The organism is Sphingobium sp. LSP13-1-1.1 (assembly GCF_040676415.1).
GTDB lineage: Bacteria > Pseudomonadota > Alphaproteobacteria > Sphingomonadales > Sphingomonadaceae > Sphingobium.
Genome location: NZ_JBEGHU010000023.1, coordinates 98,468 through 124,788 on the forward strand (window position 1 = coordinate 98,468; position 26,321 = coordinate 124,788).

Consider the following 26,321-nt stretch of genomic DNA (forward strand, 5'->3'; position numbering starts at 1 on the left):
TTTCCGCGACGTCATCCAGACAGTCAACAGGAGAGACGATATGTCTGCCCCCCTCATCCGCAAACTCGCCCTGGCGGCGGCGCTCGTCTGCGTCGCAGGCCCTGCACTCGCCCGCAAAGCTCCCGACAACCTGGTTCCTGCAGGAAAGGCGGTCGACTGCGTCCAACTGACCGCGATCCGCTCCACCGAGGTTCGCGACGACCGGACCATCGACTTCATCATGAACGGCAACAAGGTCTATCGAAACACCCTGCCCATGAGCTGCCCAAGCCTGGGTTCCGAGAAACGGTTCATGTACAAGACCAGCCTGTCCCAGCTCTGCTCGGTGGACATCATCACCGTGCTCTATCAGACTGGCGGCCTTCAGCGGGGACCAAGCTGCGGCCTGGGAAAATTCCAGCCAATGGAGAAAATGACGAAATAACTTTGGCCTGAGGCGATTTAGATGCTGGCGTGAGCGATTGGGCTTTGCTAAGCGCCCCTTCGTACCAGCAATACGCACCCATAGCTCAGCTGGATAGAGCGTTGCCCTCCGAAGGCAAAGGCCAGAGGTTCGAATCCTCTTGGGTGCGCCATTTGCGAATGGAAATCAGATAAATTTCCGTTCCAAGCCAAGCAGATGGCTCTTAGTCTTCAAACCACCTGCAAAGCCTGTCAAAGCGCCGTTGGCACCCACCACCCTATGGCACGGGACAATGATGGAAAGCGGGTTACGGCCATTGGCGGCACCCACGGCCCGGCAGGCGGACGGTTTCCCGATCTGGCGGGCAATGTCGGCATAGCTTCGCGTCTCCCCGAAAGGGATTGTCAGCAGCGCAGTCCAAACGCTCTTCTGAAAATCCGTTCCGACGAAATGAAGCGGCAGATCGAACGCTTCCCGCTGCCCGGCGAAATATTCCGCCAGTTGGAGCGCGGCTTCGTCCAACACCGGATGGTCGCGATGCTCAACCCGCTGGCTCAAGCGGACCCTGCGGGGATCATCGTCCTGCCACAGCACCGCCATCAGGCCCGCTTCGTTCGCCACCAGCGTCAATTCGCCGACCGGAGAGGTCATCATGCGACAGGCGTAGGTCATGCCTTCCCTTCCAAATCCTTGCCCGAACCTGCATGGGGCATGACCTGCCGGACTGCCTTCCCGCTGCTTGCGGCCAAAGATTATTTCAGGCCGCCGCCCATGGCGCGATAAAGTTCGATCATGTTCACAGCGCGGGTCAGGCGGGTCGCGAGCAGGCTCTGTTCGGCATTATAGAGTGTGCGCTGTGCGTCCAATGTGGTCAGGAACGGGTCGACGCCCGCCCGAAAGCGCGCTTCGGACAGGCGATAGCCGACCCGCGCCGCGTCCCGCAACGAACTCTGCGCCTCCAGCTGCTCGGTCATCGTGCCGCGGCGCGCCAGCGCATCGGCCACTTCCCGAAAACCGGTCTGCACGCTCTTCTCATAGGTCGCGACCATGGCGTCATAGGTTGCTCGCGCATAGCGCAGATTGCCCCGGTTACGGCCGAAATCGAAGATCGGCAGGCTGGCGGAAGGGACCACCGACCAGGTCTCGCTGCCCGACTTGAACAGGTTGGACAGACCAAGGCTCAACGTGCCGAAGGCGGCGGTGAGCGAGATGTTCGGGAAGAAGGCCGCGCGTGCCGCGCCGATATTGGCGTTCGCCGCCAACAATTGATGCTCCGCCGCCATGATATCCGGACGGCGCAACAAGGCTGCGGAAGGCAGGTCGGCCGGCAGGTTGGAAAGAGTGACGTCGCCTTCAGGCATCGCCGCCGGCAGATCCCCTTCTGCGACCGTCGTACCGGCCAGCAGGTTCAGCGCGTTCTGATCCTGGGCGACCAATGTGGTCGCCTGGGCGATGTCGGATCGCGCCTGATCATGGCTGGTCTGTGCCTGCCGCACCTCCAGTTCGGACGCTATGCCCTTGGCAAAGCGCGCCCGGGTCAGGTCCAGCGTTTGACCGAACGCCTTCTCCAGATCGCGCGCGATCCTCAACCGCTCCTGATCAGCCGCCATGGTAAGCCAAGCATTCGCAACCTCCGCGATCAGCGCCGTCTGCGCGGCATTGCGGTTTTCCACCGACGCGAAATATTGCTCCTGCGCCGCCTTGCTGAGATTGCGCAGTCGTCCGAACAGATCGATTTCCCATGCCGAAACACCGACGGACGCCGAATAAATGTCCATTCGGCCCGTCCCGACCTGAGAGAAAGGCGTGTCCTGATAGGTCGCGCTGCCGTTGGCGGTCACCCTGGGGAATATATTTCCGCGCTGTACCCGATATTGCGCCCGCGCCTGCTCGACATTGGCCAGGGCAATGCGCAGGTCGCGATTATTGGCCAGCGACGTCTCGATGACCCGTGTCAGCCGCGGATCGACGAAGAAATCCTTCCAGGCCGTATCCGCCGGGACGATCGCCTGCCCCGGCCCGGCCGGATAGGCCGACCCCTGCGGGCTTTCCTGCGGCACAGGCAAGGCGGGACGCACATATTTGGGCGCCATGTCGCAGGCCGCCAGCGTCAGCACCAGCGCAGCCGCCGAGAACGGCTTGATCTTGTTCATCGTCATGGTGTCTCCTGAGGGCCGGGCAGAGCGTTGCCCGCTTGCCCTTCCCCGTCCTTGCCATGATGTTCGCGGAACAGCCGCTTCACGACCGTGAAGAAGACCGGCACGAAGAATATCGCCAATATCGTGGCGGCCAGCATGCCCCCGACCACCGCCCAGCCGATGGCGTTCTGACCACCGGCGCCCGCGCCCTTCGCCACCGCCAGCGGCAGCACGCCGAAGACGAAGGCAAAGCTGGTCATCAGGATCGGCCGCAGGCGCAGCTTGCCGGCTTCCAGCGCCGCCTGCGCGGGTGATAGCCCCTCACGCATCTTTTCCTCGGCAAACTCGACGATCAAGATGGCATTCTTGGCCGACACGCCAATGGTCGTGATCAGACCCACCTGCAGATAGATGTCGTTGTTGAGGCCCACCAGGGTCGCCGCGACAACCGCCCCGAACACGCCAAGCGGCACCACCAGCATTACTGCGATCGGCACCGACCAGCTTTCATAGAGAGCGGCGAGGCACAGGAAGACGATCAGCATGGATAGCGCATAGAGCGCCGGCGCCTGCCCGCCCGATGTCTTTTCCTCATAGGAAATCCCGTTCCATTCATAGCCCACGCCAGCCGGCAGCTTTGCTGCCATCTCCTCCATCGCCCTCATGGCCTCGCCGGTGGAAACGCCGGGTGCCGGCGCGCCCATGATCTGCATCGACGGCACGCCGTTGTAACGTTCCAGCTTGGCGGGACCATGGGTCCATTCGGTGGTCGCGAAGGCAGAAATCGGCGCCATCACGCCGCTGCTGCCGCGCACGTGCAGCACGCCGATCGCATCCGGCGTGGTCCGGAAGGGTGCGTCAGCCTGCACATAAACGCGTTTCACCCGGTTGCGGTCGATGAAGTCGTTGACGTAGCTGCTGCCCATCGCCGTGCTGATGGTGTCGTTGACGTCGGACTGCGCAATGCCCAACGCGCCGGCCGCCGCCTGATCGACATTCAGCTTGAGCTGCGGTGTATCCTCCAGTCCATTTGGCCGGACCTGCGCCAGCCGCTTGTCCGCCATCGCCATGCCCAACAGCTGGTTGCGTGCCTCCAGCATCTTCTCATGGCCGAGTTCGGCCCGATCGACGAGCTGGAAGTCGAAGCCGGTGGCATTGCCCAGTTCCTGAACGGCGGGCGGTACGAAGGCGATCACCATGCCGGCGGTCAACTTGCGGAAGGCGGCGTTGGCGCGCAGAGCGATGGCGGACACCTTGTTATCGGCGCCCTTCCGCTTCGACCAATCCTTCATCCGGACGAAGGCGAGCCCGACATTCTGTCCCTGCCCCACGAAGCCAAAGCCGGAAATGGTGAACACGGCCGCGACATTATTCCCCTCGGCTTTCACGAAATGATCGCGCACCTTCAGCAGGGTTCTTTCGGTTTCCCCCAGCGTGGACCCGGCCGGCAGCGATACCTGGGTAATGATGATCCCCTGATCCTCGTCCGGCAGAAAGCCGCCGGGCAGACGCAGGAAGATGATCCCCATGCCGACGACGATCAACGCATAGACCAACATCGTCCGGCCCCAGCGCCGTTCGACCTTTTGCACGGCGGCGCCATAGCGCACGACATTGCGGTCGAAGCTACCGTTGAACCAGTCGAAAAACCGGCCGAACCGCGATCCCAAAGGGCCCGTCCAGATATGGCTGTGTCCCTTGGGCCGCAGAATCGTCGCGCAAAGCGCAGGCGTCAGTATCAGCGCGACCAACACCGACAATACCATCGCCGACACGATGGTGATGGAGAACTGGCGGAAGATCACCCCCGTCGAGCCGCCAAAAAACGCCATGGGGAGGAATACCGCCGACAGAACCAGGCCAATGCCGATCAGCGCGCCGCTGATCTCATCCATGGATTTCTTGGCGGCTTCCCTTGGGCTCAGCCCCTCCTCCTGGATGATGCGCTCCACATTCTCGACCACGACGATCGCATCATCCACCAGCAGCCCGATCGCCAGTACCATGCCGAACAGCGTCAGGGTGTTGATGGTGAAGCCTGCCGCATAGAGGACCGCCAGCGATCCCAGCAGCACGACCGGGACGGCGATGGTGGGGATCAGCGTGGCACGCCAGTTCTGCAGGAACAGGAACATCACCACGAAGACAAGCAGCGTGGCTTCAAACAGCGTATGGATGACCTGCTCCACCGACAGCTTCACAAAGGTGGAATTGTCGACCGGGAAGTCATATTTGACCCAGCTTGGGAAGGTCTTGGACAATTCCTTGACCCGGCTCTTCACGCCTTCGACGGTATCGAGCGCATTGGCACCCGGCGCCAATCTCACGCCAAAGCCGGCGGCGGGATGCCCGTTGAATTTCGCGCTGAAGCTGTAGCTTTCCGCACCCAGTTCGACCCTGGCGACGTCCGCCAGATAGACGACCGATCCGTTGCTGTTGCTGCGCAGCCGGATCTGCCGAAATTCTTCAGGCGTTCTGAGCCGCGACTGCGCGGTGACGGTCGCGTTCAGCGCCTGCCCCCTGGGCGATGGCGTGCCGCCGATCTGACCAGCCGAAACCTGGGCGTTCTGGGCCCTGATGGCCGATTTGACGTCGCCGGTGGTGACGCCCAGATTGGCCATCTTATAAGGGTCCAGCCAGATACGCATGGCATATTGCGCACCGATCAACTGGGTATCGCCCACGCCGGGAACGCGGCTGATGGGGTCCTGCAACGTGGAGGCGATGAAGTCGCCAGCATCCTGCTGATCGTGAATGCCGTCATCGGAATAGACGGCCATGATCGTCAGGAAGGTCGAAGCGGACTTGGTCACGCGCAATCCCTGCTGCTGCACTTCCTGGGGCAGCAGGGGCGTGGCCTGGGCCAATTTGTTCTGCACCTGGACCTGCGCGATGTCGGCATCGGTCCCCTGCTCGAAGGTCAGGGTGATGTTCAGATTGCCTGCGGAATCGCTGCTCGACGAAAAATAGCGAAGGTTATCGATGCCCTTCAGCTGCTGCTCGATGATCTGGGTGGTCGTGCTTTCCAGCGTTTCGGCATTCGCGCCCGGATAGCTGGTGGCGATCGTCACCGCGGGCGGCGCGATCTGCGGAAATTGCGCCACGGCCAGCGAGCGTATGGCCAGCATGCCGGCCAGCATGATGACGATGGCGATGACCCAGGCGAAAATGGGCCTGTCGATGAAATAGCGGGACATGGGTCAGTTCGCCCCGCCAGCATTTGCCTGCTTCTGGGCGACGGTGACCTGCTGAGCCGGGCCCGGTTTCACGACCGTTCCGGGCCGCAGGTTGACCAGGCCTTCCACGATCAGCCTGTCTCCAGCCTTCAGGCCTTTGGTGACGATCCATTTGTCGCCCACGGCCCGGTCGGTTTCGACCTGACGCAGTTCAGCCTTGTTGTTCGTGCCCACGACCATGGCGGTCGCCCGGCCCCGCGCGTCGCGGGAAATGCCCTGCTGCGGCGCCAGGACCACTTGGCTCCGCTCTCCTTCGACCAGCCGGGCGCGGACATACATGCCCGGCAACAACAGCCCGTCCGGATTGGCGAAGGTCGCACGCAACGTCACGGCGCCCGAGCTGGGATCGACCGTCACCTCGGAAAATTGCAGACGCCCCTCGATCGGATAAGTGCTGCCATTGGGCAGCAGCAATTGCACGCGCGCGCCAGCGGCAACGCCGACTCCACCGGCCTTCATCGCCTGCTTGAGGTCGATGATCTGCGCGGCCGATTGCGTGACGTCGACATAGACGATGTCGGTGCGCTGAATCGTGGCCAGGGGATCGGCCTGCCCCGCCTGCACCAGGGCGCCAGGCGTGAAAAGGGAGCGCCCGATACGTCCCGATATCGGAGCCCTGATGCGCGTGAAATCCTGGTTCACCCGCGCTGCCTGGACAGCCGCCTGCTGCGCCGCAACATCCGCGCGGGCCTGCTGAGCGGATGCCGCGGCATTGTCGGCCTCCTGCCTGCTGACCGCGTTGATGCCGACAAGATCCCGGTAGCGCTGCGCCTGAAGGGCGGTTGCGCGAATGGATGCCTGCGCCCGCGCCAGCGCGCCCTGAGCCTGACCCAGAGCGGCTCGATAGGGCGCATCCTCGATCTCGTAAAGCATCTGGCCGGCGCGCACCTGCGCGCCCTCCGCGAACAACCGACGGCGGATTATCCCATTGATTTGCGGGCGAACTTCGGCCGTCTCCAGCGCGGCGATACGGCCAGGAAGTTCGGTCATCAGGGGCGCGTTCTGCACCGTGAGTTCCACAATGCCCACGGAGGGAGGCGGCGGCGCAGGCGGTGACTGTTCCCCGCAACCACCCAGAGCCAGAGCGGATGCACAGGCCAGCAATCCGACGAATATCCCCTTTTGCATCGGCCGTGCTCCGTCTTCAACAATGGCATTCTACCGGAATGAACGTTCATTCCGGTTGCGGCGCAGGTAGGAACATGCCACAATTTGTTCAAGAGTAAAAAAGCCTGGGGGAAAGTTTTTGGTTGCGCCGCAACATGAACAGAATGCGAGAAACCGCATATTGGGCGCGGCTCGAAACCTGTTCGCCGCCAATGGTTTTCACCAAACCGCCATGGCCGAACTGGCCGCCGCGGCCCAAGTGTCGGTCGGCCAGATCTACCGCCTGTTCAAAGGCAAGGAAGATATAATCGAGGCGATCGTCCAAGCTGACGCGCAAGAGCGGGAAAGGACGATCCAACACCTGCAGGATCGGCTTGATGCAGGTGATATCAGCGTGGAGCAGACATTCGAACTGCTGATGCTGGATGTCATGGACAACCCGCACGAAGCTCTGTCCTTCGACATTCTGGCTGAAGGTTTTCGCAACGGGCGGGTCGCAGACATGATAGCCGACATGTGCAACGGCTTGCGCAAATCACTCAGCGATTTTGCCTGCCTGGCCAACCCCGGCCTGTCAGGGGAAGCGTTGAAGAGCGCCGAGGAAATGATCCTTGCCTGTCTTTTCGGCCTTGGTCATCGCAGCCTGTCGAGACCCTCGATCAACGACGAACGCACGGCGCGATGCGCGGCATTCATGATCGTCGCTGCCCTGCGAGCCATGAAGTAGAAGGATTTCCAAACGACCGGACCGATCGCTGGTCGAGAAATCGCGGGCTATAGGATTTCAGGAAAGCCATCTGGCTCAACCAAGTTGATGTCCGCGCCAGCACCGACGACCAATCGACCCGCCCTCGGTTCCCCTCCTTCTACCGCATTGCAGCAGATAGCTGCACGCGAAGCGGCAACTTTGTCAGCCCATGAACATTCTCGCCTCGAAATCGTTCCGGGAGGCATGAGATGAACATGGATATGACGTTCAACCGCAGCTATTTCGAAGCGCGGCTGGATCGCAACCGACGGCTGGCCGCCGGCTCGCGCAATCCGGAAATTCGCGCGATCCACATGGAATATGTCCGGCTCTACAGCCAGTTGCTGGAACAGGGTCGCCCGCCGGCCTGATCCATCATCTGGCGGCAACACCTTCGGGCAACACGACCGCAGACCAGCTTCTGGCGGGTACCAGATATTTGGCAGCAAGGGCCCGAATATCGGCCGGAGTGACCGTCAGCATGTCCTGCGCCATGGTCTGCATGGCCTGGACATAACGCGGATCATGGGTCGCCCCCTCCATCTGGTTCATCCAGAAGGCATTGCCCGTCCCGGCCCGCATCAGCAGTTGCCGCATCGGCGCGACCGCCCGTTGCAATTCGTCATCGCTTACCGGATTCTTGGCCAGATCCGCCGCCGTATCCTTCACCACGCCGTAGAAATAATTGACCCGATCCGGGCGGACCTGGCTCGTCACCAGAATATAGCCGCCGCTTTCATAGGAAAATGGCCAGTTGTTCTGGACACTGGGTGAATAGGCCGCCCCTTCGGTAGAGCGCAGCTTGTCGAACAGCCGATCATTGAAAATCTGGGTCAGGATTTCCAGCTGCCGCGCTTCCTTGGTCAGCGCGAAACCGCCTGCGGTCGGCCAGGCCATGACAGCCGCCGCCTGCTCCTTGTCACCCTTGTGGCGCAGGACCACCGGCGCCTCGACATGCGCGGGAAAGCGCATGACCTTGTTCGCGGCGGGAACAGGAACATCGGTCCGCTGCGGCAAGGCACCAAAGGTCGCGGCCACGGCCGCAATGGCGTCATCGGCCTTCACCTGTCCGAATATCTGAATCTCGATGGGCCCGGAAGCCAGCAGCGGCTCCCAGGTAGCACGAAAGGCCTGTGGCGTCAGTGCATCGATCTCATTGCGTGATGGCGTGCGGAACCGCACATCCTTGTCGTGCAGCAACCAGTTGAGGTCACGCGCCAAAACCGAATCCGGTGCCCGTTCCATCGCATCATAGGCAACCCCGGCCCCCGTCTTCACACGCGCGATGGGCGCCGGATCCCATCCCGGCGCGAACAATTTGGTCGCGAACAGCAGCAACTGGTCCTTATAATCCGCCGGCCGCGTCACCGCCTGCATTTCAAAGGCGTCGTCGTCGATGGAGAAGTCCATGCCCATGCGACGCCCGTTGGTCAGATCGTCCAGTTCCCGTTGACCAAGCTTTCCGATCCCGCTCGCCACCAGCGCATAGTCGGCTGCCCAGCCCGGCACTGGCCTGGTAGGAGAAAAGGCCTGCTGGCCATGGCCGAAGCGGACGTTGATCCGCACCTTCTCCGTCTCCGCATCATTGGCGAACAGGGTCAGCTTGACGCCGTTGGAAAAGGTGATGCTCTCCATTCCCGGCAGACCGATGGGCGTGCGAGAGACGACTCTGCCCGGCGCGCCAAGCTTGGGCAGGTCCGCCATGGTCACGACCTTGTCCGCCAGTCTGGCGTTGGTCGCAGCCTTGACCGGCGCGGCGACGGCGGCCGCCAGGCGGGCGTCGACCCCCGGCTGCACCTTGCCGGTGATCAACTGCGCGCGAAAAACGCCTGCGGAAAACAGCCGCCGGGTGGAATCCAATATCTTCTGCGGCGTCATGCCCGCTTTGCCGGAACGGAAGATTTCCAGTGCCGCCTGCGGGCTGACGGTGGTTTCGCGGATGTCGACCGCGCTTACCAGGTCGCTCGCCTGCTTGGCACCGGCCTCCGTATCCGCATTTTCGACCTGAATGGCGAGCGCGGTGTCCATCTGGGCATATTCACGGTCGATTTCGATCTGGCTCGGCGGGGTGTCCTTCGCATCCTCTATGATCGCGCGGACATCGCCCAGCGCCTTTTCCCAATTCTCTCCCGCCGGCACGATGGTGACGAAGGTGCCGTCGGCGGAACGGCTGATATCCTGCTGATCCACACTCGCCTGAAGAAAGCTGCCACCACTGCGCGCAGCCTGTTCCAGACGGCGGCTGATGATCTGCAGCGCCAGCATGTCGGTCAGCTTGTCCTGATTGTAGACGATGGTGTCGGCATGCGGCTTCCAGGGACGCAGCCAGGCCATGGTCAGGCCCGTCGGCGCGCCCGGCTCCACCGTCACCCGGGTCGCAGGCGCCTTGGGATCGGGTTCGCCGAAATCGGGTAGCGGTGCCCCCTTGCCCGGGACGGTCCAGGGACCGAAATTATCCTTGATCAATTGCTCCGCCACGGCCGGATCAATATCGCCGGCAATCGAGATCACGGCATTTTCCGGTCGGTACCAACGCTGGTGGAAAGCCTCCATCTTCGCGGCCGTGACAGCATTCAGCGTCGCGACCGTGCCGATCGGGCTATGATCGGCCAGCGGCTGGCCAGCGAAGAAATGCCGCCGGGTGGCGTCGGAAATCCGCATCTGCGGCCCGTCGCTTTCCCGCTTTTCCGCCAGCACGACGGCCCGTTCTGCATCAACGGCGCTGTCGACGATATTGGGATCGGTCATCATGCCGGCCAGGATCTTCATGCTTTCGCCGAGGCTGGCCGGGGTCGTCTGCGGCAGGTCGAGCGCATAGGTCGTTCCCGTGGCGGTCGTCTGCGCATTGCTGTCGCTGCCGAAGGTGACGCCCAGCCGCTGCCAGATGCGCTTGGATTCGCCGTCCGGCACATGGCGGGAACCGCGGAAGGTCAGATGCTCCATGAAATGGGCGTATCCCAGTTCATCGGGATGCTCCATCAGAGAGCCGGCGTCGATCCGCAGCCTGACCGACACCTGCCCCGGCGGCACGCCGTTGCGGCGGACAGCGTAGCGCAAGCCGTTGGACAATGTGCCAAAGCGCCAGGCCGGATCGATGGGCACGTCGCTGTTCTCATAGAGCCATGGCCTGACCTGTGCATGGCTGGAACCCGGCGCGACCGGCGTGGCGGCTGGATCGCTTTTCGCCGAGAGAGGCGCGGTAATGCCCGAAAGCAGAAGGGCAAGGACGGACAGCGAAGCGGCAGAACGCCGGAAAGGAAAGCTCATGGCCGCGCAGCCTAAAGAGATTTTCCTGAATGGCCACTGACAAAGCACGAAGCGCGCCGACTGCTGCGCAAAATCCCTCCGGATTGGGCATCCGGAGGTTCTGCGGCGGCGAGCACCTGGTCCCCCGCCGCCGATCTGCAATCCTATCGCGCGAACCGGGCTCCTACCTGGGCAGGAGCACATCGGATATCATTAAACCCGCAGTCGGGCCGCCATTCACCGCCCGCCGGTCTTCTGAACCGCACCCTTATGGGTGCCGACACCGCCGCCCCCGCGACGCCGCCGGAAATTCTTCTTTGCCGGGTTCGCGGCTTCGCCGTCCGGCCGATGCGCCCGCTCGGCATTGCCGCGCTGCTGCTTCTGCTGGTCCTGATAACGGCGCTGGCCGTCGGCGCGGCGCACTTTCTGCTCCGGCGTCTGCTCGCGCCCCTTGCGCTGCGGCGCGGCCTTGGGAAGATTGCGCACCGCCTCGACGAAATTCTCCGGCAGCGGCACAACGTCCAGCTTCACCTTGGTCGTGCGCTCGATGGCCTTCAGATAAGGCCGCTCGTCGTCCGCCACGAAGCTGATTGCGACGCCATCCGCGCCCGCCCGCGCCGTGCGGCCGATACGGTGGACATATTGCTCCGGCACATTGGGCAGCTCGAAATTGATGACATGGCTGACGCCCGACACGTCGATGCCGCGCGCCGCGATATCGGTCGCTACCAACAGCTTCACATGGCCATGGCGGAAGGCCTGGAGCGCGGTGGTGCGCTGCGCCTGGCTCTTGTTGCCATGGATCGCGACCGCCTGAATGCCTGCGCCTTCCAGAAAGCGCACGACCCGGTCGGCGCCATGCTTGGTCCGGGTGAAGATGAGCGCGCGATCAATATCCTCATTCTGGATCGTCAGGTTGAGCAGCGCCTGCTTCTCCACCTGATTGACAAAGGTCGCCTGCTGCCGGACCCGCTCGGCCGTCGTTGATTGCGGGGCAACGCTGACCTTCACCGGATCGTGCAGGAACTGACTGGCCAGCGCCTCGATCTCACCCGGCATGGTGGCGGAGAAGAACAGGTTCTGCCGCTCCTTCGGCAGCAGTTTGGCGATGCGCTTCAACGGGTGGATGAAGCCCATGTCCATCATCTGGTCGGCTTCATCGAGGACGAAAATCTCGGTATCCTTGATCGTGAAGGCGCGCTGGTCGATCAGATCGAGCAAACGGCCCGGCGTCGCGACGACGATATCGACGCCCCGTCCCAACGCCCGGATCTGCCGGTTGATCGGCACGCCGCCAAACACGACCTCCACGGACAGCTTCAGGAAGCGGCCATAGTCACGGAAACTCTGCGCGATCTGCGCCGCCAGTTCACGCGTCGGCGACAATACGAGCATGCGGCAACCCTGCAGCGGTGTCGGCTTGGGATTGCGGGCGAAGTGATCAAGGCTGGGCAGCGCGAAGGCGGCGGTCTTGCCGGTGCCGGTCTGCGCGATGCCGCACAGATCCTTGCCCTTGAGCAACACGGGAATGGCTTGCGCCTGGATGGGCGTTGGCGAACCATATTTCTTGGCGGCGAGCGCCTTCAGGATCGGCTCGGCAAGGCCAAGGTCGGTAAATTGCATGAATGATAACTCACAAATGAGCCCCGGCGCCTGCCGGCAGGGCCGGGACGCAAGGCGGGTTACGAAACGACCCGCGTGAAAAGGGAAGCCTCAAAGCTTGGCGCAGACTTTCATTGGCCGGCCCCGATACCCGTCCGGGCCGAAGCGATCACGCTGCCAATCGCTGATGGGGGCATGAAGCCCGCTGCTGCGTTGCAGCGCATATGGCGGGAATGTCGGGAAAAAGCAAGCGGCGCCTTTCGCCTCCCCTAAAGCGTCACCTCGACATGCTTGCTTCGCATCTCCTCGCGCACGTCTCCGCCGAACATCTGCCGGAACATGCCGCCCAACGACATGTCCGCTCGCCAGATTTCCGCGCGGCCAAGATCGAAGCGCAGCATCATCAGATGCGGGTCCTGCCTCCCGCCGGGATACCAGCTCGCGACATCATTGGTCCAATAGCGATCTATTACCGCCGGGTCCGCCTCCTCAACCAGGGTGCCGTCGACGCAGGCGAACAGGAAATGCCCCTTGCCCGCGAACTGCGCCATGGCCGGCCCGCCCTTGGCCAACCGATTCTCCCGCGTCGTATAGAACCAGAAGCAATGATTTGCGCCGGGATCGAGCTGCGCCGTCATGGGCATGCTGTGATCCGGTGATCCTCTCAGGCCAACCATCAGGAACGGGCTTTGCGACAATTCCGTCCAGAAGCGGTGGCGGATATCGGTCTCGTTGCTCATCTTCTCTCTCCCTTCGACATCAGGCGGGGCTCAATCGACGGCGCCAAGCGTTTTGCGAGACGCAATTTAGCACGAAAGCTTGATCTTGCGCAGTCTTCTCTCCACATAGCGGGCATGTTGATCGAGACAGAAGCGACGCCCAATCCGGCCACCGTCAAGTTCATTCCCGGCCGCGTGGTCATGGGCATGGGCACCCGTGATTTCGCCACACCGGAAGAGGCGGAGGCATCGCCGCTGGCCGACGCGCTGTTCGGGCTGGGCGACGTGACAGGCGTCTTCTTCGGGGGAGACTTCATTTCCGTCACCATCGCGCCCGGCGCGCAGTGGAGCGACGTGAAACCCGACATTCTTTCCGTCCTGCTCGAACATTTCACTGCCAACATGCCGCTGTTCGCGCCCGGCTCCGCCGGCGAGATTTTCGTGCCGGAAGAAGAAGAATTCGCCGACGATCCGGAAGATGAGGAGATCATCGCGCAGATTCGCGAGTTGATCGACACGCGCGTTCGTCCAGCAGTGGCCAATGACGGCGGTGACATCATCTATCGCGGGTTCGACAAGGGCACCGTCTATCTGCGCATGCAGGGTGCCTGTTCGGGCTGCCCTTCCTCCACAGCGACGTTGAAGAACGGCATCGAACAGCTACTCAAGCATTATGTGCCCGAAGTGACGGAAGTTCGCGCTGTCTGAGCGAAAAAACAGTTTGCCGGGAATGATTGGCAAAGCCGCGCCGATCGATTAACCGCATAGCCGGGCATCGCATCAGGCGAGCGGTCTACAGGGGTTTTCTTTGCGCATATTGGTCATCGACACCGCGACACAGGCGCTGTCCGTGGCGTTGCTCGATGATGATGTGCCCCTCGGTCATTTTCATGAGATCGTCGGACGCGGGCACGCGGAGGCCCTGCTGCCCGCCATTGCCGCCTTGCCAGACGGCGGCCGTGCCGATGCGATCGCCGTCGATGTCGGCCCCGGCAGCTTTACGGGTGTGCGGATCGGCGTTGCCGCGGCGCGAGCGCTGGCGCTGGCCTGGGGCATTCCGCTGCATGGGTACAGCGCTCTCGGGATCATCGCTGCGAAGGCCGCCGCGGCATATCATCAAAGCGGACCTGTGGCCGTCACCATCACGGGCGGCCATGGCGAATTGTTCTGGCAGACCTTTTCCGCAGATGGACTTGAACCGCTCGGCAAGGCGGCTTCCACGCCCATTGCCGAACTGGCGCACCAACTGGAGCATTCCACCGTCTACGGCACCGGCGCCGAAACATTGGTGACCGCGCGCGGCCATGGCATGGCGGTCAGCCTTTATCCCGATGCCGCCGACTATCCATTGGTGGCAGGATTGGCTCCCCTGCCGCCCTCCCCCATTTACTGCCGTGGGGCCGATGCACGGCCTATGGCGGAACGGGCCGCACCATGACCCCAGGCCTGACGCTCCATTCCTATGAGGATGGCGAACGGAACGCCATGAGCGACGCCATGGAAATCATGGCGCGCGCCTTCGACCCGGCTTTTGGCGAAGCATGGACACTGCCGCAACTCGCCGGGGTGATGACGATGCCCGGAACATGGCTCACCATCGCCCGGATCGATGCCGCGCCGGTCGGCTTTGCCCTCGTGCGCTCGGTGCTCGACGAATGCGAATTATTGTTGCTGGCCGTCAGCCCGCTCTGGCGCGGAAGAGGCATTGGCGAGGCACTGCTGCGCGATAGCCTCAGAACGGCGCGCAAGCGGGGCATTACGTCGATGAATCTGGAAGTGCGCGCGTCGAATACGGCAATAAGCCTGTATGAAAAAGCCGGATTTGAATATGTACATCGCCGCCCCGGTTACTATCGCGGCAACGATGGACAACTTCATGATGCACTGAGCTTTCGTATCGATATGCTCAGGTGATTTTCATCCGCCCTTGCAAAACGTAAATCATCGGTATAGCTGACCCATACCGCTCCTGAAATGATTTTCCTCGGGCGGGTCGCGCAACCAATAGCCTTCGCAGGGAAAAGAAATGGAAATCGAATCAGCGCAGAGCGAACTGCTCATTACTTTGACGTCGGATATTGTCGCGGCCCATGTCTCGAACAACAGCGTCGCCGTCTCCGACGTATCTACCCTGATCCAGAATGTGCATGCTGCGCTTTCCGGCCTTGCTTCGCCGGCTGCGGTGCCTGAAGTGAAGCCGGAACCGGCGGTGTCGGTCCGATCTTCGATCAAGCCCGACTACATCATCTGCCTGGAAGACGGCAAGAAGCTCAAGATGCTGAAGCGCCACCTGATGACTCATTATCAAATGACGCCGGAAGATTATCGCGCGAAATGGAGCCTGCCGGCGGACTATCCGATGGTCGCTCCCAACTATGCCGAACAGCGCCGCAGCCTTGCCAAGAAAATCGGCCTCGGCACCAAGCGCCGTCGCGTCCGCGCACCCAAATAAGCGCGCAAACACAGGTAAAGCCCAAGGAAAAAGGGGAGCGCCCGATGGCGCGCCCCTTTTATAGTGGGAGGAAAGCCGCTAGGCTCTTTCCGGTCCACGTGAATTCCAGCCAAGTGAGCCTGCATGAACCGCAAGATCGACGTCGAAGCCCTTTGCCATGAAAAGGGCCTGCGCATCACCGAACAGCGCCGCGTCATTGCCCAGGTGCTGAGCGACGCGAGCGATCATCCGGATGTGGAGGAGTTGCACAGGCGCTCCGCAGCGATCGATCCGGGCATCTCCATCGCGACCGTCTATCGCACCGTCCGCCTGTTCGAGGAAGCGGGCATATTGGACCGGCACGATTTCGGGGATGGCCGCGCCCGCTATGAGGCTGCGCCCGAATCCCATCACGACCATCTGATCGATGTCGAAACCGGCAATGTCATCGAATTCGTCGATCCTGAACTGGAGCAGCTTCAGAAGCAGATCGCGGAAAAGCTCGGCTTTCGCCTGGTCGACCATCGGATGGAACTGTACGGCGTCGCGCTCGACCGCAAGAGCTGAGGCAGCTTGGCTGCATTCCGCCGCATCATGCGCCTGGCGGCCCTGGCCGCGAGCCTGCTGCTCTGCCTGATCCCACATCTGTTCTGGCGCGCGATCGGGCGCCGGTCACCCTGGCCGCCGCGCTTTCTGGCGTTGGCGGGCCGCGCCGTCGGAGCCCGCGTGCGGATCGATGGTCATCCCTTCCAGGGCGACAGCTTCATCATCGCCAATCATGTGAGTTGGGTGGACATATTGGTCCTGGGCGGCGCCACGGGCGCCGCCTTCGTCGCGCATGACGGCATAGCAGGCTGGCCGATCATCGGTTGGTTGGCAGCGCAGAACAATACGCTTTTTGTCGCCCGCGACAGGCGGGGAGCGCTTTCCTCCCAGCTCGACACCCTGCGGGCGGCCTTGGCCGGGCATCAACCGGTTGCGCTTTTCCCGGAAGGCACGACCAGCGACGGCAGCGGCCTCCTGCCGTTCAAGCCCGCCCTGCTGGCTGTACTCCTTCCCCCTCCGCGATCAGTCCGGATTCAGCCGGTCCATATCGACTATGGCCCGGCGACCGCCGAGATCAGCTGGCATGGCAACGAGCCGGCCGGGGCGAACGTCAAGAGACTACTGGAACGCAGCGGCAAGCTTGACGTCACACTGCGCTTCCTGGAGCCGTTCGATCCGGCAATCTGCCCCGATCGCAAGGCCTTGACTGCCATGGCACAGGAAAGAATAGCCAGCAGCATCATTGCGCACCTGGCGCCTTTTACTTGAGCCGCAGCCCTTGTATAGCTGGATCGCATGAATCGGTACGACGCCAAAAAGACTCCAGCGACATTCCACGTCAAATCCTTCGGCTGCCAGATGAACGTCTATGATGGCGAGCGCATGGCAGAAATGCTGGGAGAGCGCGGCATGACCGCAGCAGCCGAAGGCGTCGAAGCGGATCTGGTCATCCTCAACACCTGCCACATCCGCGAAAAGGCGGTGGACAAGGTCTATTCCGATATCGGCCGCATGACCCGCGAGGACGGCAGCCGCCCAATGATCGCCGTCGCCGGCTGCGTCGCGCAGGCGGAGGGCGGCGAAATCCAGCGTCGTGCCCGCAATGTCGACATCGTCGTTGGCCCCCAGGCCTATCATCGGCTGCCAGACCTGATCGACCAAGCGCGGCGCGGCGAGCAGGCCGTCGACACGGACATGCCGCTGGCGTCCAAGTTCGGCGCCCTCCCCGCACGCACCAAACAGGCGCGGCCCACCGCCTTCCTGACGATCATGGAGGGCTGCGACAAATTCTGCACCTATTGCGTGGTACCCTATACGCGTGGCGCGGAGATAAGCCGAAGCTGGTCGGCGATCCTGGACGAGGCGAAGGCGCTGGTTGACGGCGGCGTGCGGGAGATCACCTTGCTAGGCCAGAACGTCAACGCCTGGACCGGCGAGGACGACAAGGGACGGGCCCAGGGCATGGACGGCCTCGTCCGCGAACTGGCCAGGATCGATGCGCTGAAACGGATCCGCTACACCACCAGCCATCCCAACGACATGAGCGACGGACTGATCGCTGCCCATGGCGGCGAACCCAAGCTGATGCCCTTTCTCCACCTGCCCGTGCAGTCGGGCAACGACCGCGTGCTGAAGGCGATGAACCGCAGCCATAGCGCAGACAGCTATCTGCGCATCATCGATCGCGTGCGGGCGGCACGACCGGATATAGCGCTTTCCGGCGACTTCATCGTCGGCTTCCCCGGCGAGACCGAGGCCGAGTTCGAGGATACGCTGAGGATCGTGGAACAGGTCCGCTATGCGCAATGCTACAGCTTCAAATATAGTTCGCGCCCCGGTACGCCTGCCGCCGACATGGACGGGCAGATCCCGGCGGAGGTAATGGATGAACGGCTTGCCCGCCTTCAGGCGCTGATCAACCGTCATCAGGTCGAGTTCAATGCGGCCACGGTCGGCCGCCGCACCGACATCTTGCTGGAGCGCAAGGGCCGTCATCCGGGCCAGCTTATCGGCAAGACGCCCTGGCTTCAGTCCGTCCACGTCACTGCGCCGGAACTTTCCATCGGCGACATGGCGGAAGTCGATATCATCAGCGCCGGCCCGAACAGTCTGGCCGGACAACCCAGCAGGAGGAAGGCCGCTTGAACCTACTTACAGTCGTTCCCGTGACAACGGGAACCCATCTCCAGCCCTGTCCACCAGGCTTAGCCGACGGGAGATGGATACTCGCCTACGCGAGTGTGACTGATGAAAAGGGAGGCTGCTGAATGTCGAAAAAACCAAATCATACCCACCGGGCCGAAGTCGCCGAGCGCGCACGACTTGAAGTCACTTTCGACCGGCCGCACCTGCTGGGTGCTCTTTTCGGCCAATATGACCAGAATCTGGTAGCCATCGAAAACCGCCTGGGCGTCTACATCGCGGCCCGCGGCAACAAGCTCCAGATCGAGGGGGACGCCGAGGCTGCCGCGCGCGCGCGCGACGTGATGACCGGCCTGTACAACCGCATCGTCGCCGGCCAGGAAATCGATGCCGGTGCGGTGGAAGCCGTGATCGCCATGTCCGCCGAACCGACGCTGGACGGCATCATTCGGCATGACGTGGCCGAACCGCCCAAGGTCATGATCCGGACGCGCAAGAAGACCATCGTCCCGCGTTCTGCGACGCAGGTGACCTATATGGAAGCGCTCACCCGCAACGACATCATCTTCGCCCTGGGCCCGGCAGGCACGGGCAAGACCTATCTCGCGGTCGCGCAGGCGGTGAGCCAGCTCATTACCGGCAGCGTCGATCGCCTGATCCTCTCCCGCCCGGCCGTCGAAGCGGGTGAACGGCTCGGCTTCCTGCCTGGCGACATGAAGGAGAAGGTCGACCCCTATCTTCGCCCCATCTATGATGCTCTCTATGACACGCTGCCGGCCGAGCAGGTCGAACGCCGCATTGCATCGGGCGAGATCGAGATCGCGCCTCTCGCTTTCATGCGTGGCCGCACCCTGTCCAATGCATTCATCGTGCTGGACGAAGCGCAGAACACCACCGTCGCCCAGATGAAGATGTTCCTGACGCGTTTCGGCGAAGGCAGCCGCATGGTCATCTGCGGCGACCCCCGTCAGGTCGATCTGCCGCAGCCCGGCATTTCCGGCCTGGCGGACGCCGTTGCGCGACTGGAGGGGGTGGATGGCATCTCCGTCGTGCCTTTCGGCATCAGCGACGTGGTGCGCCACCCGGTCGTCGGCCGCATTGTCCAGGCCTATGAGGGCCCCGATGCCTGAAATCCGCATGGCGTGGAGTGCCCGAAATGATTGAAGTCGCCGTCCTGCACGAAGAGGGCTGGCCCGATACCGACTGGGAAATCCTGGCCCAGCGCGCTGTGACGGCTGCGATCGTCCACAGCCCCTATGCGTCCTTCGCGACGGACGAGGCCTTTTACGAGGTCGCGGTAAAGCTGACCGATGATGAAGAGGTGCATGGTCTCAATCGCGCCTATCGGGACAAGGACCGGCCGACCAACGTCCTGTCTTTCCCCATGGTTCAGGCCGACCTGCTGGAGGGCACGGCCAACACCGACGATGGCGAGGTGCTGCTGGGCGATATCGTGCTGGCGGAAGGAGTCTGCGCCAGGGAAGCCGCCGAGAAAGGTATCTCCATCGCCGATCATGCCGCGCATCTGATCGTCCATGGGACTTTTCATTTGCTGGGATATGATCATATGGAGGATGCCGAGGCCGAAGCGATGGAAGCGCTGGAAACCCAGTCGCTGATCAGTCTGGGCATTTCCGATCCCTATGGGGACCGTTGATATTGCACGGCATCGGCTTTAGCGGAAGGCCGTCTGCCCTTTGAGGGTCAGGGCAAGGTCTTTACACGCGATGCTTTGAACAAGGGAACAGGAAGTACAATGGCGGAAGGCGGTCCCAAGGACGGCAACGGTTCGAAGGAATCGGACAGTAGCAGCCACGAGGGCGGTTTATGGAGCGGCCTGAAGTCGCTGCTCTTTGGCGATGAGGAAAGCCACAGCCTCCGCCGCGAGCTGGAGGATGCGCTCGACGAATATGATGAGGAGGAGCAGGAGGAAGGCGCCGCCCCTCCTGCCAAGGGCGACCTGTCCGCCATCGAACGCCAGATGGTCCGCAACCTCCTGCATTTTTCCGAACATACGGTCGATGACGTGGCTGTCCCCCGCGCCGACATCGTCGCGATCGAGGAAAAGGCCAGTTTCACCGATCTCGCCGCGCTGTTCGCTGAAGCGGGACACAGCCGCATTCCGGTCTATCGCGAAAATCTGGACACCATCGTCGGCATGATCCACATTCGCGACGCCTTCGCCATATTGGCGGGCAAGGCGCCGGTGCCCGACACGCTCGAGCCGCTGATCCGCCAGCCGCTTTATGTCCCGGAAAGCATGGGCGCGCTCGATCTGCTCGCGGAAATGCGGGCCAAGCGCACCCATCTCGCCATCGTGCTCGACGAATATTCCGGCACGGAAGGGCTGCTCACCTTCGAGGATCTGGTCGAGGAAATCGTCGGCGAGGTGGAGGACGAGCATGATGAGGAACCCGAAGCGATGCTGGTTCCGCTGGAAGGCGGCCTCTGGGAAGCCGATGCGCGCGCCGAGCTGGAGGATGTCGCGAAGGAAATCGACGAAAGGCTGGCGGACATCGAGGAGGATGTCGATACGCTGGGCGGCCTTGCCTTCGTGATCGCCGGTCGCGTTCCCGAGCCGGGCGAAATCATCGAGCATGACCAAAGCGGCTGGAAGCTCGAAATCCTGGACAGCGACGGACGCCGCGTCAGCCGTCTGCGACTGCACCCGCCCGCAAAACGGGAAATCCGCGAAGAGGACTGATCCCGCCCTGACGCGGGCGCTACTCAAATTGTCGATGCAGATCAGCCATCGGCGCGAAATATTAAGGGCTTGCCGCTAGGCCACCCCGGGGCAGGGGGCAATCGATGCGACGGGACGGACGAATATCCAGCTTGGCAGGTCCGGTGACGGTGGACCACGCGCCATGGACCGGCCTGGAAAAGCGGCTCTATGCGTTGATCTGCATCTCGACGCTCTTCTTTGCCTGCGTCACGCCGCCCTTTCAGGCTCCTGATGAGAACCAGCATTATGTAAAGGCGCTGTTCCTTTCCGAGGGCGGCATACTGGCCCAAAGGCGTGGCGAGATGATCGGCGCGGACCTTCCTCGCTCGGCCATCGACCTGCACGATGTCCATTTTACGGCGCAAACCTCCCCCGGTGTTCGCCTGTTCCACCCTTCGATGCTGAAAACGGCATGGAATGAGGGGAAAACCCGTAGCGACGAGCGCAGCTTTGCCGATTTCCCCAATGTGGCAAATTATGCGCCCACCCTCTATCTGCCGGGCGCCATCGGGCTGACAATCGGTGAGGCTTTGGGCCTGCCACCTTTGGGTGCATTCTACAGCGGCCGGATCGTGAATGCGCTGTTTGCGCTGATCGCGCTTGCTGTTGCGCTCCGCCTCATGCCCTTCGGTCGCTTTGCCATGCTTGGTACGGCGTTGCTGCCGACCTTCTGTTATCAAAATGGTTCGCTCTCCCCCGATGCGGTCATCAACGGCACGGGCTTTCTGGGCCTCGCCCTGGCGCTGCGGGCGGGCTTTATGGGGTTTACGGCCAAGCGCGGCCTCGCCCTCCTTCTACTGGCGCCTTTGCTGGCGTTGGCGAAGGGCGTCTACTTGCCGTTGATGGCGGCTGGATTGCGCAGGCCAGAGAGCCGCCGTGATCTTCGCCCTTATTGCCTTCTTGCCGCGATGGTGGCCGGTGCGCTCGCCTTCCTTATGTGGATGAAGTTCTCCGGCGGGAGCCAGGCGCTCTACCATATTATGTCGCGCAAAACGGGGGAAATGGTCACGACAGCCCCGCTCGCCCGGCAATTTGCCGTGATCCTGCACGACCCGCTGGCCTATCTTCATGTCCTGGCGACCAGCGTGACAGAACGCGCGCCGGTCTATGCGTTTCAGATCGTGGGCCGCTTTGGCTGGAACGCTATCCTGCTGCCTTTGCTGGCCTATCCGCTGGCACTCGCGATGCTGGCCGGCGCGGTTTGCAGCGGGGCGGGCACAGGTCTTTCCTGGCGACAAAGGCTCTGGTGGCTCGCCGTCGCCGCCGGGGTTGCGCTGCTGATAGAAACAGCCATGTACCTCACGGGCACGCCGCTCGGCGCGGACTATATTCAGGGCACGCAGGGACGCTATTTCCTGCCCATCCTGCCTCTCGCGCTACTCGCCCTCATGCCCGCCGCGCCCTTTCGCGGTGCCGGCGTGCTGTTCGGCGGATCGGCGTTGCTGCTACTGTGCATTGCCGCCGCCACGGTGTTCGACAGCTTCTGGGTCCATGGCTTCGTCACCGCCGACGGAATGCCCCCGCATCATGACCCGATCCGCCAGCTCCTCCTGCCTTCCCCCCGCTGGTAGCCAGACGCGACACAGCGCCAGCCAGCCCAGCCCTTCGATCCATCCGGCCAGCACGTCGCTGGGCCAATGGACGCCCAGCCACACCCGGCTGATCCCGATCAGCGCGATTGCCGTCGCCATCAGGACATAGACAGAGCGCCGCCCGCCCAGCATCGCCAGTGCCCCGAAGAAGATCATATTCCCCGCCGCATGGCCGCTCGGAAAACTGTAGCTGTGCACAAGGTCGAGATGCGGCAACAGATCGGGCCGGGGCGCGGCAAATATCTGCTTGGCCGCAAGGTTGAGCAGCGTCCCGCCGACAACCGTGCAAAGCAACCACAGGGCGCGCGCCCGCGCCATGCGCCATAGCGCCACGCAGCAGGCAGCCAGCAATGCGAAGCGCCCGGCCGTTCCGCCCACGGCCGAAGCAAATTGCATGATCCAGGTGATCATGACGCCGACGCCACTGTCTCGCGCACGTCCCGCAGCGCCCATGAGTCCGAAGTTCAACCCATCCAGCCATCCCTGCCGCTGGAGAAGGGCAATCCCCAAAACGCAAAAAAGCGCGAGGGCCAAAGCCCCCGCGCCTTTCTCCACGGCTTTACGCCGATCAGATATGGAGCGCGCGCCCATAAGCGGCGAGCACGCTTTCATGCATCGATTCCGAGATCGTCGGGTGCGGGAAGACCGTATGCATCAGTTCCGCTTCCGTCGTCTCCAGCGTCTTGCCGATCGTGTAGCCCTGGATCATCTCGGTCACCTCGGCACCGACCATGTGCGCGCCCAGCAATTCGCCGGTCTTGGCGTCGAACACCGTCTTGGTGAAACCTTCGGCCTCGCCAAGCGCAATGGCCTTGCCATTGCCGATGAAGGGGAACATGCCGACCTTCACCTCATGGCCGGCTTCCTTGGCCTTCGCTTCGGTCAGGCCGACGCTGGCGATCTGCGGATGGCAATAGGTGCAGCCAGGGATGTTGCGGGGGTCCATGGCATGTGGATGCTTGCCGGCAATGGCTTCGGCCGTGATCACGCCCTCATGGCTCGCCTTGTGCGCCAGCCACGGCGGCGCGGTGATGTCGCCGATCGCCCACAATCCCTCGACATTGGTGCGGCACATTTCGTCGGTCTTCAGGAAACCGCGCTCGTCCATGGCGACGCCCAGTTCCTTGAGGCCGATATTCTCGGTATTGGGAACGATGCCGATGGCGACGATCATATGGCTGAATTCGGCAGCCGTCTCCTTGCCCGCCTTGTCCTTCAGCTTCGCCTTCACGCCGTTCGCGCTGACCTTGATATCGCTGACGCCGGCGCCGGTCAGGATGGTCATGCCCTGCCTCTTCAGCGCCTTTTCGAGGAAGGCTGACACATCGGCATCCTCTACCGGCACGATGCGGTCCATCATCTCGACCACGGTCACGTCAGCGCCCATGTCGTTGTAGAAGCTGGCGAATTCGATACCGATCGCGCCCGATCCGATGACCAGCAGCTTGCTGGGCATTTCCGGCGGCGTCATGGCATGGCGATAGGTCCAGACCCTCTTGCCGTCAGCAGGCGTACCGGGCAGGTCGCGCGCGCGCGCTCCGGTGGCGAGGATGATGTTCTTCGCCGTCAGTTCCTCGGTCTTGCCGTCGCGCGTGACGCTGAGCTTGCCTTTCCCGGTCAGCTTGCCCTCACCCATATGGACGGTGATCTTGTTCTTCTTCATCAGGTGCGTGACGCCCTGATTGAGCTGCTTGGCAACGCCGCGCGAACGCTTCACCACCGCTGCGATGTCGGCGCTGATCTTCTCCGCCGCCAGGCCATAGTCGCCAGCATGCTGCATATAGTGGAAGATTTCTGCCGACCGGAGCAAGGCCTTCGTCGGGATGCAGCCCCAGTTCAGACAGATGCCGCCCAGATTTTCGCGCTCGACGATCGCGGTCTTCAGGCCCAGCTGGGCGGCGCGAATGGCGGCGACATAGCCGCCGGGGCCGGAACCCAGAACGATAACATCATAATTTTCAGCCATGATCTATCTCGCTTTTGTTTTTTGTTTTTTACGCCGCCGGGAAGGCGGGCACGGAACGGGGCTGGCGATCTTCTCCGATCGCCACGAAGGTGAAGGTCGCCTTGGTCACGCGATAGGAACGGTCGTCATGACGGGTCCGTCGCCAGGCTTCGACCTCAATCTTCATGGAGGTACGCCCCACCGAAATAAGCTTTGCGAACACGGAAACCTCGTCGCCGACCACCACCGGACGCAGGAAGGTCATGCCCTCGACCGCGATGGTAACCGCGCGGCCATGGCTATGGCGGGCGGCGACGGAACCCGCCGCCGAGTCCATCAGGCTCATCAGCCAGCCGCCGAAAATATCCCCGTAGGGATTGGTATCGGCGGGCATGGCGATGACCCGCACCGCCGGACTTTCCGTCGGTGGCTGCTCATCTAGCGGGGACATCAGGCCAGCATACCGATCGGATTTTCGACCAACTCCTTGAACACCTGCATCAGGCGGGCGCCGTCGGCCCCGTCAATGGCGCGATGGTCGAAGCTGCCGGTGGCGGACATGACAGTCGCGATCTGCAGGGAGTCGTCGATGACGAAGGGCCGCTTTTCGCCGGCGCCGATGGCCAGGATCATGCCCTGCGGCGGATTGATCACGGCCTCGAACTGCTTGATGCCGAACATGCCCATATTGGAGAGCGAGGCGGTGCCGCCCTGATATTCCTCCGGCTTCAGCTTGCCGTCCTTGGCGCGGCTGGCAAGGTCCTTCATCGCGGTCGAGATGGCGGCAACACCCTTGCTGTCGGCCTCGGTCACGATCGGGGTAATCAGTCCGCCTGGGATGGACACGGCGACCGAAATGTCCGCCCGCTGGAATTGCAGCATCTGATCGCCGGCGAACTGCACATTGCATTCCGGCACCTGGATCAGCGCCACGCCAAGCGCCTTGATCAGAAGATCGTTGACCGACAGCTTGACGCCTCGCGAGGCCAGGCCGGCGTTGAGTTCGCCGCGCAACTTCAACAATTTGTCGAGCTGAACATCCACGGTCAGGTAAATATGGGGCACCTGCTGCTTGGATTCCGTCAGGCGCCGCGCGATCGTCTTGCGCATGCCGCTGAGCTTGATGACTTCATGCGGGATGCCGAAATCCTGCGCAGCGGCAGGAGCAGCCACAGATGCAGCCGCAGGCGCTGCGACGGATGCGGGAGCAGGCGTCTTTGCTGCAGGTGCAGCGCCTTCAAGGTCCGCCTTCACGATACGACCATTGGGGCCCGTACCGGTAAGGCCAGCAAGGTCGAGGCCCTTGGCTTCGGCCAGGCGGCGGGCCAGCGGGCTGGCCTTCACGCGGTCCTTCCCGGCCCCGGCTTGCGCCGGTTCCGCCTTTGGCGCGGGCGCAGGTGCCTGCGCGGCGACCGGCTGGGCCTGCGGGGCGGCACGCTCCGCGGGCGCCGCCTTGGGAGCGGCATTTCCTGCTGCTGCCTGAGACACATCCTCGCCCTCTTCCGCGATGATGGCGATGACGGTGCCGACCTTCACACCTTCAGATCCTTCGGCAACCAGTATCTTCGCAACGACGCCCTCATCGACCGCTTCGAATTCCATGGTCGCCTTGTCAGTCTCGATCTCCGCGAGCAGGTCGCCGGAGGATACCGTATCCCCTTCCTTCACCAGCCATTTCGCCAGCGTCCCTTCTTCCATCGTCGGGGAAAGGGCGGGCATCTGGATCGTCTTACTCATGGGT

Annotated in this window: 24 protein-coding genes, 1 tRNA gene and 1 pseudogene; 15 read left to right on the forward strand and 11 right to left on the reverse strand. The window is 62.7% G+C overall.

Annotated features, from left to right (window positions below; translation table 11 throughout):
- Positions 1-40 precede the first annotated feature (40 nt).
- Together MRBLSP13_RS12470 and MRBLSP13_RS12475 are read left to right on the forward strand one after the other, a co-directional pair.
- Positions 41-424 carry a hypothetical protein gene (locus MRBLSP13_RS12470; RefSeq protein WP_414714711.1) on the forward strand — a complete coding sequence of 128 codons (384 nt, stop codon included), beginning with the start codon at positions 41-43 and terminating at the stop codon, positions 422-424.
- 74 nt (positions 425-498) lie between these two features.
- Positions 499-575 (forward strand) — tRNA-Arg (locus MRBLSP13_RS12475).
- 14 nt (positions 576-589) lie between these two features.
- Here MRBLSP13_RS12475 and MRBLSP13_RS12480 read toward each other — a convergent pair.
- The 4 genes from MRBLSP13_RS12480 to MRBLSP13_RS12495 form a co-directional block, all read right to left on the reverse strand.
- Positions 590-1,075 carry a methylated-DNA--[protein]-cysteine S-methyltransferase gene (locus MRBLSP13_RS12480; RefSeq protein ID WP_363734656.1) on the reverse strand — a complete coding sequence of 162 codons (486 nt, stop codon included), beginning with the start codon at positions 1,073-1,075 and terminating at the stop codon, positions 590-592.
- An 80-nt stretch (positions 1,076-1,155) separates the two neighbouring features.
- Positions 1,156-2,556, reverse strand: a complete 1,401-nt coding sequence (locus tag MRBLSP13_RS12485; RefSeq protein WP_363755244.1) for an efflux transporter outer membrane subunit — start codon at positions 2,554-2,556, stop codon at positions 1,156-1,158.
- A gap of 2 nt (positions 2,557-2,558) precedes the next feature.
- Complete coding sequence (locus MRBLSP13_RS12490) at positions 2,559-5,738, reverse strand: efflux RND transporter permease subunit (RefSeq protein ID WP_363754729.1); 3,180 nt, start codon at positions 5,736-5,738, stop codon at positions 2,559-2,561.
- Positions 5,739-5,741: 3 nt separating this feature from the next.
- Positions 5,742-6,905, reverse strand: a complete 1,164-nt coding sequence (locus MRBLSP13_RS12495) for an efflux RND transporter periplasmic adaptor subunit (protein WP_363754731.1) — start codon at positions 6,903-6,905, stop codon at positions 5,742-5,744.
- A 118-nt stretch (positions 6,906-7,023) separates the two neighbouring features.
- On the opposite strand from MRBLSP13_RS12495, the gene MRBLSP13_RS12500 reads away from it, so the two are divergent.
- Positions 7,024-7,611 (forward strand): TetR/AcrR family transcriptional regulator, encoded by a 588-nt coding sequence (locus MRBLSP13_RS12500; RefSeq protein ID WP_363754733.1) that lies wholly within the window; start codon positions 7,024-7,026, stop codon positions 7,609-7,611.
- 230 nt (positions 7,612-7,841) lie between these two features.
- Entirely contained in the window at positions 7,842-8,003 is a 162-nt protein-coding gene (locus MRBLSP13_RS12505; protein WP_363754735.1) for a hypothetical protein, read from the forward strand.
- Positions 8,004-8,007: 4 nt separating this feature from the next.
- Here the strand turns inward: MRBLSP13_RS12505 and MRBLSP13_RS12510 are convergent, their stop codons facing one another.
- The 3 genes from MRBLSP13_RS12510 to MRBLSP13_RS12520 form a co-directional block, all read right to left on the reverse strand.
- Complete coding sequence (locus MRBLSP13_RS12510) at positions 8,008-10,899, reverse strand: M16 family metallopeptidase (RefSeq protein ID WP_363754737.1); 2,892 nt, start codon at positions 10,897-10,899, stop codon at positions 8,008-8,010.
- 216 nt (positions 10,900-11,115) lie between these two features.
- The gene (locus MRBLSP13_RS12515; protein ID WP_363734652.1) at positions 11,116-12,501 is read right to left on the reverse strand and encodes a DEAD/DEAH box helicase; all 1,386 of its coding nucleotides are present in this window, start codon (positions 12,499-12,501) and stop codon (positions 11,116-11,118) included.
- A 248-nt stretch (positions 12,502-12,749) separates the two neighbouring features.
- Positions 12,750-13,220: a pyridoxamine 5'-phosphate oxidase family protein gene (locus MRBLSP13_RS12520; RefSeq protein WP_363734651.1), complete on the reverse strand. Its 471-nt coding sequence runs from the start codon at positions 13,218-13,220 to the stop codon at positions 12,750-12,752.
- Positions 13,221-13,334: 114 nt separating this feature from the next.
- Here MRBLSP13_RS12520 and MRBLSP13_RS12525 point away from each other — a divergent pair, with 114 nt between their 5' ends.
- The 11 genes from MRBLSP13_RS12525 (at position 13,335) to MRBLSP13_RS12575 (ending at position 22,614) form a co-directional block, all read left to right on the forward strand.
- Positions 13,335-13,907, forward strand: coding sequence for a NifU family protein (locus tag MRBLSP13_RS12525; protein ID WP_133652153.1), 573 nt, complete (start codon positions 13,335-13,337; stop codon positions 13,905-13,907).
- Between the two features lie 100 nt (positions 13,908-14,007).
- Positions 14,008-14,637 carry a tRNA (adenosine(37)-N6)-threonylcarbamoyltransferase complex dimerization subunit type 1 TsaB gene (tsaB, locus tag MRBLSP13_RS12530; protein WP_363734650.1) on the forward strand — a complete coding sequence of 210 codons (630 nt, stop codon included), beginning with the start codon at positions 14,008-14,010 and terminating at the stop codon, positions 14,635-14,637.
- Entirely contained in the window at positions 14,634-15,113 is a 480-nt protein-coding gene (rimI, locus tag MRBLSP13_RS12535; RefSeq protein ID WP_363734649.1) for a ribosomal protein S18-alanine N-acetyltransferase, read from the forward strand. The genes tsaB and rimI overlap by 4 nt, the downstream gene beginning before the upstream one ends.
- Positions 15,114-15,225: 112 nt before the next feature.
- Complete coding sequence (locus tag MRBLSP13_RS12540) at positions 15,226-15,651, forward strand: MucR family transcriptional regulator (protein ID WP_363734648.1); 426 nt, start codon at positions 15,226-15,228, stop codon at positions 15,649-15,651.
- Between the two features lie 123 nt (positions 15,652-15,774).
- Positions 15,775-16,197, forward strand: a complete 423-nt coding sequence (locus MRBLSP13_RS12545; RefSeq protein ID WP_133652157.1) for a Fur family transcriptional regulator — start codon at positions 15,775-15,777, stop codon at positions 16,195-16,197.
- Between the two features lie 6 nt (positions 16,198-16,203).
- Positions 16,204-16,944: a lysophospholipid acyltransferase family protein gene (locus tag MRBLSP13_RS12550; protein ID WP_363754739.1), complete on the forward strand. Its 741-nt coding sequence runs from the start codon at positions 16,204-16,206 to the stop codon at positions 16,942-16,944.
- 27 nt (positions 16,945-16,971) lie between these two features.
- Positions 16,972-18,321, forward strand: coding sequence for a tRNA (N6-isopentenyl adenosine(37)-C2)-methylthiotransferase MiaB (miaB, locus tag MRBLSP13_RS12555; protein ID WP_363754741.1), 1,350 nt, complete (start codon positions 16,972-16,974; stop codon positions 18,319-18,321).
- 122 nt (positions 18,322-18,443) lie between these two features.
- Positions 18,444-19,448 (forward strand): PhoH family protein, encoded by a 1,005-nt coding sequence (locus MRBLSP13_RS12560; protein ID WP_363734645.1) that lies wholly within the window; start codon positions 18,444-18,446, stop codon positions 19,446-19,448.
- A gap of 26 nt (positions 19,449-19,474) precedes the next feature.
- Entirely contained in the window at positions 19,475-19,975 is a 501-nt protein-coding gene (ybeY, locus tag MRBLSP13_RS12565) for an rRNA maturation RNase YbeY (RefSeq protein WP_363734644.1), read from the forward strand.
- A gap of 99 nt (positions 19,976-20,074) precedes the next feature.
- The gene (locus tag MRBLSP13_RS12570) at positions 20,075-21,022 is read left to right on the forward strand and encodes a hemolysin family protein (RefSeq protein WP_363734643.1); all 948 of its coding nucleotides are present in this window, start codon (positions 20,075-20,077) and stop codon (positions 21,020-21,022) included.
- A gap of 104 nt (positions 21,023-21,126) precedes the next feature.
- Positions 21,127-22,614 carry a DUF2142 domain-containing protein gene (locus tag MRBLSP13_RS12575; RefSeq protein ID WP_414714712.1) on the forward strand — a complete coding sequence of 496 codons (1,488 nt, stop codon included), beginning with the start codon at positions 21,127-21,129 and terminating at the stop codon, positions 22,612-22,614.
- A gap of 54 nt (positions 22,615-22,668) precedes the next feature.
- Here MRBLSP13_RS12575 and MRBLSP13_RS12580 read toward each other — a convergent pair.
- The 4 genes and pseudogenes from MRBLSP13_RS12580 to MRBLSP13_RS12595 form a co-directional block, all read right to left on the reverse strand.
- Positions 22,669-23,247: pseudogene (locus tag MRBLSP13_RS12580) on the reverse strand (phosphatase PAP2 family protein); the annotation flags it as partial.
- Positions 23,204-24,601 (reverse strand): dihydrolipoyl dehydrogenase, encoded by a 1,398-nt coding sequence (gene lpdA / locus MRBLSP13_RS12585; RefSeq protein ID WP_363754745.1) that lies wholly within the window; start codon positions 24,599-24,601, stop codon positions 23,204-23,206. The gene lpdA and the pseudogene MRBLSP13_RS12580, both read right to left, overlap by 44 nt.
- Positions 24,602-24,629: 28 nt before the next feature.
- Positions 24,630-25,031, reverse strand: a complete 402-nt coding sequence (locus tag MRBLSP13_RS12590; protein WP_363734640.1) for an acyl-CoA thioesterase — start codon at positions 25,029-25,031, stop codon at positions 24,630-24,632.
- Entirely contained in the window at positions 25,031-26,317 is a 1,287-nt protein-coding gene (locus tag MRBLSP13_RS12595) for a pyruvate dehydrogenase complex dihydrolipoamide acetyltransferase (protein ID WP_363754747.1), read from the reverse strand. Before MRBLSP13_RS12595 ends, MRBLSP13_RS12590 begins: the two co-directional genes overlap by 1 nt.
- Positions 26,318-26,321 lie beyond the last annotated feature (4 nt).